Genomic DNA, 11,097 nt, shown 5'->3' on the forward strand with positions numbered 1-11,097 from the left:
CGTGCTGCGCCTGGCCGGCCCGGGCGCGCTGTGGTTCGCGGGCACGGCGGTCGAGGACGCCGCGTGGGGCGAGCGCGAAGGCGGGCGCTCGCTCGCCGTGACGCCGTCGGCCTGGGCGCGGCGGGGCTCGGACGCCGCCCGGGCGCTCGTGCGCCGCCAGCTCGTCGCGGCCGAGCCCGACGCCGGGTCCGCGACGATGCTCGACCAGCTGCGGTGCCACGAGATCGGGGCGCCGGACAAGGCGACGTGGAACCTGGAGCCGTGGCGGCCGGACGTCGGCCTCGCTGCGACCATCCGCGCCCTGTGCAACCCTGTCTGACGGCGAATTGCGCGTGATCATCGCCCAGGCGTGACCTGCGAGGACGCCGGAGGGAAGCGTTCCCACGGCCGACGGCTCGTCCGGTTCGGCTTGCATGTCCGGTTCGGACCTGTGACGGTAGTCACTGTGAAAGCGCTTCCGAGCGATCCTCCCGACGAGGCCGGCGCCCGTCCCGCCGACGCACGGCCGACCGCCACGGCGCCGTCGTCCGCGGCCGGCCCGTCGGTGGCGCCCGGGCGCGCGGACACGTCCGGCGGTGCCGGCGCCCGGCGGCACGGCGGGCCGGTGACGATCTACGACGTCGCCGCCCGCGCCGGCGTCGGCATCGCCACCGTCTCACGCACGCTGCGCGGCTCGGCACCCGTGGCCGAGCCGACCCGGCAGCGCGTCCTGGCCGCCGTCGCGGAGCTCGACTTCCGCCCGAGCCACGCGGGCACCTCGCTCGCGGAGCGGCGGCACGCGGCCAACGGCATCGTCTTCCCGGACCTGTCCGGCCCGTACTACGCCGAGGTCCTGCTCGGCTACGAGGAGGCCGCGTCGCAGGCCGGCCGCAGCGTGATCGTGCTCGGCACCAACGGACGCCCCGACCCGGTCGGGGCCGTGCGCGACCTCGCGGCCCGGGTCGACGGGCTCGTGGTCCTCGGCCGGACGGTCCCGGACGAGGTCATCGGCGCGATCGTGGACAGCGGCGTCCCGGTCGTGCTGCTCGCCCGCCCGGCCGTGGCCGGCGCGGACGCCCTGCACACGGACAACCGCCGCGCGGCGGTCGCGCTGGGCGAGCACCTCGCGCACCACGGCGTCCGCCACGCGCGCTTCCTCGGCTCCCCCGAGGACTCGCACGACGCGGCCGAGCGCTGGGCGGGCGTGCACGACGCGCTCGCCGCGCGGGGCACGGGCCTGCAGGTCACCGGCTGCTCGTACGACGAGGACGCCGGCCGGCGCGCCGCGGCCGGCCTCCTCGCCCGCGCCGACCGCCCGGACGCGCTCGTCTGCGCCAACGACGAGATCGCCCTCGGCGCCATCCAGGCCGCGGAGGACGCCGGCCTGCGCGTCGGCGTCGACCTCGCCGTCACCGGGTGGGACGACGTCATGGCCGCGCGGCACTCCCGTCCCGGCCTCACGACCGTCCGCCAGCCCATGCGCACGCTCGGCGCCCTCGCCGCGCGCGCGCTCGACGACCGCATCACCGGCACCCGCACGACCCCGCGCTCGGAGACGCTGCCCACCGACCTGGTGGTCCGCGCGAGCTGCGGGACGCACTGACGCCTCCGGCCCCCGGGGCGTCCCGTCGAGGAGGAACCATGAGAACCACCACGCGCGTCACCGTCGCCGCGCTGGCCGCCGTCACCCTCGTGACGACCGCCGCGTGCGGCCGCTCCGACAGTCCCGGCACCGCCGCGCCGAGCGAGGGCACGGCCGTCAGCGAGGGCCCCGCCACCGGCGAGGTCACCGTCTGGGCGATGGGCACCGAGGGAGAGAAGCTCGGCGAGTTCGCGAAGGCGTTCTCGGAGGAGAACCCGGACGCGACGATCAAGGTCACCGCGATCCCCTGGGACGCCGCGCACGACAAGATCGCCAACGCGATCGCGGGCAACCAGGTGCCGGACGTGTCGATGATCGGCACCACCTGGATGGGCGAGTTCGCCGCCACCGGCGCGCTCGACGTCACGCCGGACGTCGTCGACGACGACGCCTTCTTCGACGGCGCCTGGGACTCCACCGAGGTGGACGACGTCTCCTACGGCGTGCCGTGGTACGTGGAGACCCGGGTGCTGTACCTGGACACCGACCTCGCCGAGAAGGCCGGCGTCTCCCCCACCCCGGCCACCTGGGACGACCTCAAGGCGACCGCGAAGGGGCTCAAGGACGCCGGCGCCGCCTGGGGCATCAACCTCCAGCCCGGCCAGACCGGCGCGTGGCAGACGTTCCTGCCGTTCGCCTGGGAGGCCGGCGCGGAGATCTACGACGACGGCACGTTCAGCTTCGACACCCCCGAGTTCGTCGAGGCGCTGACCTACTACCAGTCGTTCTTCACCGAGAAGCTGGCGCCGACGCAGCTGCCCGAGGGCACGCTCGAGCCGGACTTCGTCGACGGCAAGATCGGCTCGTTCGTCTCCGGCCCGTGGCACATCGGGATCCTCGAGGAGACCGGCGGCGAGGGCTTCATGGACGGCGTGACGCTCGCGCCGATGCCGGAGGGCAAGGAGAAGGCGTCGTTCATCGGCGGCTCGAACCTCGCCGTGTTCAAGGACGCGAAGAACCGCGACGCCGCGTGGAAGTTCGTCCAGTGGCTGTCCGAGCCCGAGACGCAGGCCGCCTGGTACCAGGAGGTCAGCGACCTGCCCGCGGTCGAGAGCGCGTGGCAGCAGGGCGACCTGGCCGACGACGAGCGCCTCAAGGTGTTCGGCGACCAGATGACGACCGCGCAGGCGCCGCCGGCCATCCCGACCTGGGAGCAGATCGCGAACGTCATCGACACCGAGCTCGAGAAGGTCTGCAAGAGCGGCGAGGACCCGGCCGCCGCGGCGAAGGCGATCCAGCAGCAGGCCGAGACCATCGGGACGGGGCTCTGACCCATGGCCACCGTCGCCCGTCCCGTGCGGGTGGGCACCGGCTCGCCGGCCGGCGGGGAGGCACCCGCCTCCTCGCCGGCCCCGCCCCGGCGCCGCTCGCGCCTGCGCCGTCGGCGCAGCCTCGTCGCGTGGGGCTTCGCCGCCCCGTTCGTGGTCCTGTTCCTCGTCTTCATGGCGTGGCCCGTCGTCTCGTCGCTGTTCATGGCGGTGACGGACATCAAGAGCCGCGACCTGCGCACGCCGTTCGCGGTGAACTTCGTCGGCCTCGACAACGTCGTCACGGTGCTCACCGACGCGACGTTCCACAAGGCCGCGCTGAACACCCTGTACTTCGTCGTCGTCGGGGTGCCGCTGACGATGGGCGTCGCCCTCGCGATCGCCGTCGCCCTCAACACCGGCATCACGCGCGCCGCCGCGTTCTTCCGCGTCAGCTACTACATGCCGGTCGTCACGTCGATCGTCGCGGTCGCGGTGGTGTGGCGCTTCCTCTACCGCCCGGACAACGGCCTCATCAACGAGGTGCTCGGCTGGTTCGGCATCCAGGGGCCGGACTGGCTCGGGTCGACGACGTGGGCGATGCCGTCGCTCATCGCGATGGCCGTCTGGCGGTCCATGGGCACGCTCGTCGTCATCTTCCTGGCGGGGCTGCAGTCGGTGCCCAAGGCGCTGCACGAGGCGGCCGCGCTCGACGGCGCCAACGCGTGGCAGCGGCTCACGCGCGTCACCCTGCCGAGCATCCGCCCGACGATCCTGTTCGGCGGCGTCATCACCGGCATCGGGTTCCTGCAGTTCTTCGAGGAGCCGTTCGTCATGACGCAGGGCGGGCCGCTGAACTCGACCCTCTCGGTGTCGTACCTCATCTACAACCAGTTCGGCTTCGGCAACTACGGCGTCGCCGCGGCCATGGCGTACGTGCTCTTCCTCGCCATCGTCCTGCTGACGGTCGTGCAGTTCCGGCTGCTCGGCGACCGCGACGAGACGGGCACCGGCCGGCGCCGCAGCATCCTCGCGCTGCTGCGCGGCAGCCGGCCCGCCGTGGAGGACGCCCCGGTGGCCGCGCCCCGCGGCGGAGCCGTCGGCCCCGCCGACCGACGCGACACGGAGGTCCCCGCATGAGCGCCACGACCCTCGACCGGCCCACGCACGCCCCCCGCGGCGGCGGCGGCGAGGTGGGCTCCGGCATCGGTGAGCCCCGGCCCCGCGCGTGGCTGTACGTCGTCCTGTCGTTCGGCCTCGTGCTCGTCCTGACGCCGTTCGTCTGGATGCTGCTCGGCTCCGTCAAGACCGACGGCGAGCTGCGCCGCAACCCGCCGACCTGGTGGCCGCAGGAGGCGACGTGGGACAACTTCCGCGAGCTGTTCACCCGCCTCGACTTCGCGCAGTTCTTCACCAACTCGCTCGCCGTCGCGCTGGCCGTGACGCTCGGCAACCTGGTGTTCTGCTCGATGCTCGGCTACGCGTTCGCGAAGATCGACTTCGTCGGGCGCACGTGGCTGTTCCGGATCGTGCTCGCGACGCTGATGATCCCCGGGATGGTGACGCTGGTCCCGCTGTTCGTGCTGGTCAGCCAGCTCGGGATGGTGAACACCTACTGGGGGCTGATCCTGCCGTTCCTCGCCGGCCCGTTCGGCGTGTTCCTCATGCGCCAGTTCATGCTCGGCATCCCGGACGAGCTCATCGACGCCGCGCGCGTCGACGGCGCGGGCGAGCTGCGGATCTTCTGGCAGGTCGTCATGCCGCTGTGCAAGCCGGCGCTCGCGACGCTCGCGATCCTCACGTTCCTCGCCTCGTGGAACAACTTCCTGTGGCCGCTGGTGGTCGCCAGCACGGAGGACATGTACACGCTCCCCGTCGCCCTGGCCCTCTACTCGGTCGGCCAGAACCAGACGCAGTACGGGCTGCTCCTCGCGGGCGCCGTCGTCGTGCTGCTCCCGATCCTGATCGTCTTCCTGCTCCTGCAGCGGCACTTCGTGCAGGGGCTGGCGACGACCGGCCTCAAGTCCTGACCGCGCCGCACGGCGCACGCACCACCCGACGAGAAAGACCCGACGAGAAGACCCGACGAGAAGGGCTCGACGATGAGACTCCCCACCGTCCGCACCACCCTGGCGACCGTCGCGACCGCCGGCCTGCTGGCCGCGGGCACGACGTCCGCGGTCGCCGCAGGCTCGCCGCACGGCGGCGCCGGCGGGCCGGGCGGGCACGGCCACGGCCCGACGCCCGCCGTCCGCGAGCTGACCCGCGCCGACCGCGCCGACCTGCGCCGCTGGGCCGCCGACACCTGGGACTCGTTCGTCGCCATGACGGACGAGCGCACCGGGCTGCCGGCCGACAACATCGAGGGCGACCTCGACGCGGCCTCGCGCTCCGGCTACACGAGCCCCACCAACATCGGGGCCTACCTGTGGTCGACCGTCGTCGCGGACGAGCTCGGGCTCGTCTCCGGCCGGGAGGCCCGGGCACGGATCAGCCGGACGCTCACGACCGTCGCGGGCATGGAGAAGCACGAGCCGAGCGGCATGTTCTACAACTGGTACGACGAGGCGACCGGGGAGAAGCTGCTCGAGTTCCCCGGCTCGGGCGAGCAGATCTTCCCGTTCGTGTCGAGCGTCGACAACGGCTGGTTCGCGGCGGCGCTCATGGTCGTGCGCACCGCGGAGCCGCAGCTGCGCGCGGAGGCCGACGCGATCCTCACCGAGATGGACTTCGGGTCGTTCTACGACGCCGACCAGTTCGGCGGCGACCGGCCCGGGATGCTGCGGGGCGGCTTCTGGGTCGAGGACTCCGGGACGCAGTGCTCGGAGCCCGGCCAGGTGGACGGGGCCGACGTGCTGTTCACGTGCCACCACTACGACATCCTCAACTCCGAGCCGCGGATCGCGTCCTACATCGGCATCGCCCGCGGGCAGATCCCCGCGGAGCACTACTTCGCGACGAACCGCACCTTCCCGGCGTCGTGCGACTGGTCGTGGCTGGAGCAGCGCCCGGTGGGGACGACGCGGACCTACGAGGGCATCGACGTCTTCGAGGGGGCGTTCACCTACCGCGGCACGCGTGTCGTGCCGACGTGGGGCGGGTCGATGTTCGAGGAGCTCATGCCCGACCTGTTCGTGCCGGAGTCGCGGTGGGCGCCGAACAGCTGGGGCAAGAACCACCCGCTGGCGGTCCGCGCGCACATCGAGCACGGGCTCGAGCAGGCCGGGTACGGCTACTGGGGCTTCTCCCCCGCCAGCAACCCCTTCGGCGGGTACGCGGTGTACGGCGTCGACGAGATCGGCATGGACCCCGGCGGCTACCCGTCCGACCGCGAGGGCACGAACGTCGACCGCGGGTACGCGGGCTGCCGCGAGGCGACCAACCCCGCCCCGGGCGCGCCCGAGCCGACCTTCGGCGACGGCGTGGTGACGCCGCACGCCTCCGCCCTCGCGCTCGCCTACGCGCCGCGGGAGGCCGTCGACAACCTGCGGGGCATCGAGGACGACCTCGGCGCCTACGGCCCCGGCGGCTTCTACGACTCGGTCGCGGTGCGCTCCGGCACCACCGCGCAGCGCTACCTCTCGCTCGACCAGGGCATGGTGATGGGCGCGATCGGCAACCTGCTCGGCCATGACGTGCTGCACCGCGCCTTCGGCACGAAGCAGGTCGAGAAGGTCCTGCGCCCGCTCATCGGCCAGGAGGAGTTCTCGGTCGGCGCGACCGCGGGCTCCGCCGCCACCACCCAGGAGGACTCGTGACCCACGGCACCGACGCCCGCTCCGACGCCCGCAGCGACTGGGAGGCCCGCATCGGGCTGGCCTCGGACGAGTCGGCGGCCGGCTCGATCCCGGTGCTCGACCCGCCCGGCGGCGTGCGCGTCGCCGCGGGGGTGGGGCAGGTGACGGTCGACTGGCAGCCCGTGCCCGGTGCCGTCGGCTACCAGGTGATGCGTGCCCCGGCGGGCGCGCCCGACGAGGAGCTGCGCCCGCTCGACCACGGCGGCGGCGACGTGCTCGCCGTGCCGCACGGCCCCTACGCCGACACGACCGGCGAACCGGGCGTCACGTACCGCTACGCCGTCGCCACGGTCTCCGACGTCTCGGTGACGGGCGCGCCCGGCGAGGTGCTCGAGTGCGCCTCGCTGCCGGGCGAGGGCGCGGCGGTCGAGGTGGCCGTCGACGCGACGTCCGTCGTCCGCCCGCTGCCGCGCCCGTGGCGTCCGATGATCGGCTCGGAGCACCTGTCGCTGCTGCTGTCGGACGAGACCGTCGGCGGCCAGTCGATCGCCTCGGACCTCACCTCGGCGCTGCGGGACGCGCACGACGAGCTCGGCGTGGAGACGGTGCGCGCCCACGCCATCCTCTGCGACGACCTCGGCGTGTACCGCGAGGTGGACGGCGAGCCGGTCCACGACTTCTCGGGGGTTCTGGCGACCTACGACAAGGTGATGGCGCTGGGCCTGCGGCCGGTCGTCGAGATCTCGTTCATGCCGCGCGACCTCGCGTCCGACCCCACGGCGACCGTGTTCGACTACGGCGCGATCATCTCCCCGCCGAAGGACTGGGACCGCTGGGCCGACCTCGTGCGCGGCCTCGTCCAGGCGGTCGTCGACCGGTACGGGCTCGACGAGGTGCGCGAGCACTGGTCGTTCGAGGTCTGGAACGAGCCGAACCTGGAGGTGTTCTGGTCCGGCACGCGCGAGGAGTTCTGGCGCCTCTACGACGTGACGGTGCGGGCCGTGCGGGACGTCGACGACCGCCTCGTGGTCGGCGGCCCGTCCACCGCCGCCGCGGGCTGGGTCGACGGGCTCCTGGCCCACGTCGCCGGGTCGGGCGCGCCTCTGGACTTCGTCTCGACCCACACGTACGGCAACGCGCCGCTGGACCTGCGCGGGACGCTCGCCCGGTACGGCCGCGAGGACGCGCGGATCTGGTGGACGGAGTGGGGCGTCAGCCCGACGCACTTCGGCAACGCGAACGACGGGCCGTTCAGCGCCGCGTTCCTCGTGCGCGGCATGCGCTCGGCGGCGGGGCGGATCGACGCGCTGTCCTACTGGGTCGTCTCCGACCAGTTCGAGGAGCTGGGCCGGCCGCCGCGCCTCGTGCACGGCGGGTTCGGGCTGCGCACCGTGGGAGAGCTGCGCAAGCCCCGGTGGTGGGCGCTGCACCTGCTGGAGCAGCTCGGCGACGACGAGCTCGAGGCCCGGGTGACGGGCGACGGCGCGGGCGGGCTGGTCGAGGCCTGGGCCTCGCGCGACCAGGACGGACGCGTCGCCGTGGCCCTCTGGAACGGTACGCTCGACCAGTCGAAGGTGGACGGCTCCCCCGCGCTCGCGCGGACCGTGACGCTCGCCCTCGACGGGCTCGCGGACGGCACGTGGCGGGTGTCCGAGTCACGCGTCGACGCGACCCACTCGAACGTCACCGGACTGTGGCTGTCGATGAACGGCTCGACGCCCGACGACCCCGGCGCCGACTGGCCCGACGAGGACCAGTGGGCGCGCCTGCGGGCCGCCGACGAGCTGGCCGTGCTCGACCGCGGCACCGTCACGACCGCGGACGGCCGAGCGACCCTCGCCGTCGAGCTGCCGAACCCGTCGATCGTCCTCGTGGAGCTCGTCCGAACCTGAGGTGGCCGTGACCTCGACCCCGCCCGACCCCCCGGCCGCGCGACCGCGGGTCGACTCACGGTCCGTCGTGTACGAGGTCTACGTCCGCTCGTTCGCCGACTCGGACGGTGACGGCGTCGGCGACCTGGCCGGCGTCACCGCGCACCTGGACGCGGTGGCCCGGCTGGGCGTCGACGCCGTCTGGCTCACGCCCTTCTACCCCTCGCCGCAGGCGGACCACGGCTACGACGTCGCCGACCACCGCGGCGTCGACCCGCTGTTCGGCGACCTCGCCGCGTTCGACGCGCTGGTGGAGCGCGCGCACGGGCTCGGGCTCGGCGTGCTGGTCGACGTCGTGCCGAACCACGTCTCCGTCGCCCACCCGTGGTTCCGCCAGGTGCTCGCCGCGGGCCCGGACGACCCGTCGCGCGGGCGCTTCCACCTGCGGCCTGGGACCGGCCCGGACGGGCGGCGGCCGCCGAACCGCTGGCGCTCGGTGTTCGGCGGGCCCGCGTGGACGCGGCTCCCGGACGGCGCGTGGTACCTGCACCTGTTCGCGCCGGAGCAGCCCGACCTCGACTGGACGCACCCGGACGTGCGCGCGGACCTGGAGCGCACGCTGGTGTTCTGGGCCGAGCGCGGCGTCGACGGGTTCCGCGTCGACGTGGCCGGCGGGCTCATGAAGCACCCGCTGCTGGCCGAGGTGCGGCGCGGCGAGCCGCACCCGCACTGGGACCGGACCGAGGTGCACGACGTGTACCGCTCGTGGCGGCGCGTGCTCGACGGCGTGCGCCCCGGCGTCTTCGCCGTCGCGGAGGTGTGGGGACCGCCCGAGCGCACCGCGCTGTACGCGCGCCCCGACGAGCTCGGGCACGCCTTCGCCTTCGAGGTGCTCCAGACGCCGTGGTCGGCGTCCGCTCTGCAGCGCACCGTCGAGCTCCAGCTCGCGGCGCACCGTGAGGCGGGGTCGCTGCCCGGCTGGGTGCTCGGCTCCCACGACTTCGAGCGGGTCGCGTCCCGGGTGGGCCGCGAGCGGGCGCTCGCCCTGCACCTGTTCCTGCTGGCGATGCCCGGCTCGTTCACGCTGTACGCGGGCGACGAGCTCGGGCTGCCCCAGGTCGACGTGCCGCGCGAGGCGTGGCAGGACCCGCAGGCGCTGCGCAGCGACGGCGAGCAGCTGAGCCGCGACGGCGCCCGCGTCCCGCTGCCGTGGACGCCCGACGAGCCGGCCTGCGGCTTCACCACCGGCACGCCGTGGCTGCCGCAGCCGCCGGGCTGGGAGGCGTACGCCCGCTCGACGCAGGAGCAGGACCCGACGTCGCCGTGGTCCGTGCTGCGGCACGCGCTCGCGCTGCGCCGGACGCTGTGGCGCGAGTCGTCGGCCACGGTCCGGTGGATCGACCCGCACCCGGGCGTGCTGGTCGCGCTGCGCGGCGAGGCGGTGGCGGTGCTCAACGCCTCGAACCGTCCGCACCGGCTGGCGCTCACCGGCTGGGAGGTCGTCGCGTCGTCGACGGGCGTGCTCGACCAGGACGTCGTCCCGCCGGGTGCGTGCGTGTGGTGCACGGTGCCTCCGGGCGTCGTCGCCGCCGGGGCGGGCACCGTCCGCTGAGAGGTCTCAGCCCGCTCGCCGGCTCCGCCACAGCAGCACGACGAAGTACGGCGTGCCGATGAGCGCCGTCACGAGGCCCGCCGGCACCTGGGTGGGGGCGAGCACCGTGCGGCCGAGCGTGTCGGCGACGCTCAGGACGAGCGCCCCGAGCAGCATCGCGACCGGGACCACGCGCGCGTGCCGCGAGCCCACGAGCGCGCGGGCCAGGTGCGGCGCGACGAGCCCGACGAAGCCGACCACCCCGACGGCCGTCACGGCGGCGGCCGTGAGCAGCGCGGTGACGACGAGCACGCCGAGCCGGGTCCGCTCCAGCCGGACGCCCAGCACGCGGGGCAGGTCGTCGTCGACCGCGAGCACGTCGAGGTCGCGACGCCACCGCACCACCAGCGGCGTGAGGACGAGGAGCACCGCCGCGACCGGCCAGACCTGCGCGGCCGTCCGGCCGTAGGTCGAGCCGGAGAGGAACGTGAGCGCCATCGTCGTGTTCCACGGGTTCGTCGCGACCACGACGAGCGTGATGAGCGACGCGGCCGCGGCCGACGTGCCGATGCCCACCAGCACGAGCCGGTCGGAGCTGAGGCCCCGGCGCGAGGCCAGCCGGTAGACGAGGGCGAAGGTGGCGAGCGCGCCGACCACGGCCCCCAGCGACGTCGACCACAGCGACGCCGCGGGCACGAGCACGGCGGCCGTGACGGCGCCGAGGCCCGCGCCCCCGGTCACGCCGAGCAGGCTCGGCTCCGCGAGCGGGTTGCGGGCCACGGCCTGCACCGACGTGCCGGCGAGGCCGAGCGCGGCGCCGGCGAGCAGCGCGGCGAGCACGCGCGGCACGCGCTGGTCGAGCACGAAGCTCACCTGCCGCCCGCTCGTGCCGGCCAGCCAGTTCACCACGTCGCCCGTGAGCAGCAGCCGGTCGCCCAGCAGCAGGCCCGCGACGAGCGCCGCGACGAGGAGCACGACCGCGACCCCGACGACGGCGAGGTGCCGGCGCCGCGTCGCCGGGCGGGCGCCC

9 protein-coding genes are annotated in these 11,097 nt (G+C 74.4%); 8 read left to right on the forward strand and 1 reads right to left on the reverse strand.

Annotation, left to right across the window (positions count from 1 at the left end):
- From HGCM_RS16410 to HGCM_RS01830, 8 genes are all read left to right on the forward strand, one after another.
- Window positions 1–319: DUF2599 domain-containing protein (locus tag HGCM_RS16410; protein ID WP_147572566.1), on the forward strand; the 319-nt coding region annotated here is incomplete at its 5' end.
- Between the two features lie 285 nt (window positions 320–604).
- Window positions 605–1,582, forward strand: a complete 978-nt coding sequence (locus HGCM_RS01800) for a LacI family DNA-binding transcriptional regulator (RefSeq protein WP_026075186.1) — start codon at window positions 605–607, stop codon at window positions 1,580–1,582.
- A gap of 38 nt (window positions 1,583–1,620) precedes the next feature.
- On the forward strand, window positions 1,621–2,892 hold the full coding sequence (locus tag HGCM_RS01805; protein WP_019135182.1) for a sugar ABC transporter substrate-binding protein: 1,272 nt from the start codon (window positions 1,621–1,623) through the stop codon (window positions 2,890–2,892).
- Between the two features lie 3 nt (window positions 2,893–2,895).
- Window positions 2,896–4,008, forward strand: coding sequence for a carbohydrate ABC transporter permease (locus HGCM_RS01810; RefSeq protein WP_019135183.1), 1,113 nt, complete (start codon window positions 2,896–2,898; stop codon window positions 4,006–4,008).
- Complete coding sequence (locus HGCM_RS01815) at window positions 4,005–4,898, forward strand: carbohydrate ABC transporter permease (RefSeq protein WP_019135184.1); 894 nt, start codon at window positions 4,005–4,007, stop codon at window positions 4,896–4,898. Before HGCM_RS01810 ends, HGCM_RS01815 begins: the two co-directional genes overlap by 4 nt.
- 72 nt (window positions 4,899–4,970) lie before the next feature.
- Window positions 4,971–6,626: a glucoamylase family protein gene (locus tag HGCM_RS01820; protein ID WP_019135185.1), complete on the forward strand. Its 1,656-nt coding sequence runs from the start codon at window positions 4,971–4,973 to the stop codon at window positions 6,624–6,626.
- Window positions 6,623–8,497: a GH39 family glycosyl hydrolase gene (locus HGCM_RS16415; protein ID WP_019135186.1), complete on the forward strand. Its 1,875-nt coding sequence runs from the start codon at window positions 6,623–6,625 to the stop codon at window positions 8,495–8,497. Before HGCM_RS01820 ends, HGCM_RS16415 begins: the two co-directional genes overlap by 4 nt.
- 7 nt (window positions 8,498–8,504) lie before the next feature.
- A complete protein-coding gene (locus tag HGCM_RS01830; RefSeq protein WP_218917028.1) occupies window positions 8,505–10,088 on the forward strand; it encodes an alpha-amylase family glycosyl hydrolase in 1,584 nt (527 codons plus the stop codon).
- A gap of 6 nt (window positions 10,089–10,094) precedes the next feature.
- Here the strand turns inward: HGCM_RS01830 and HGCM_RS16420 are convergent.
- On the reverse strand, window positions 10,095–11,097 hold a 1,003-nt coding region (locus HGCM_RS16420), incomplete at its 5' end, for an iron chelate uptake ABC transporter family permease subunit (protein WP_147572953.1).

The sequence above is a fragment of the Cellulomonas massiliensis JC225 genome (assembly GCF_000312005.1).
GTDB lineage: Bacteria > Actinomycetota > Actinomycetes > Actinomycetales > Cellulomonadaceae > Cellulomonas > Cellulomonas massiliensis.